The organism is Streptomyces murinus, assembly GCF_002154555.1.
Taxonomy (GTDB): Bacteria; Actinomycetota; Actinomycetes; order Streptomycetales; family Streptomycetaceae; genus Streptomyces; species Streptomyces murinus.
In genome coordinates this window covers 1-528 of the sequence record NZ_MUNF01001067.1, presented here as the reverse complement: position 1 = coordinate 528, position 528 = coordinate 1, and the positions used below count along the sequence as shown (strand labels likewise).

General features: G+C 71.8%; 1 protein-coding gene. It reads left to right on the top strand.

Annotation, left to right across the window (positions count from 1 at the left end):
• On the top strand, positions 1-358 hold a 358-nt coding region (locus tag CCN72_RS37695), incomplete at its 5' end, for a TetR-like C-terminal domain-containing protein (protein WP_143664371.1).
• Positions 359-528 lie beyond the last annotated feature (170 nt).

Here is a 528-nt window from a genome sequence, read left to right as displayed (position 1 = left end):
CCCCCACGCCCCGCACACTCCCCGCACCGCCCTGCGCGCCATGGCCCACCGCTATTGCACCTTTGCGCTGGAGAACCCCCGGCGCTTTCGCCTGATGTTCGGTGTCGAGCGCATCGTCGGCCCACGCGAGGACTCCCCGCGCCACCCGGTGTGGCTGGTGCTCGGCGCCTGGGAGGAGGCGCTGGCCGCGCTGCCCGGCGACCGCTCCGGGCAGGTGGGCGCCGGGCAGGACGCGCTGCTGCTCTGGTCGGCGCTGCACGGCATCGTCACCATCGCGATGGCGCTGCCCTACGAGGTCGACCGGCGCGGACTCATCCAGCGCGCGGACGATCTGCTCGATCGCATCGTGGCCGGATAGCGACGGCGAACCCTTCGGCACCGTTGACGTGCCCTCCACGATCCCTAAGGTTGCCTTAAGCACCTAACGCCGTTAGGGGTGTTGGGCGCCCCCCTTGCCGAGGAGGCAGCTGTGACCGAGACAGTCGTGGACACGCCGACCGGGCTCCCCGAGCACCCCATGCCCCGCGC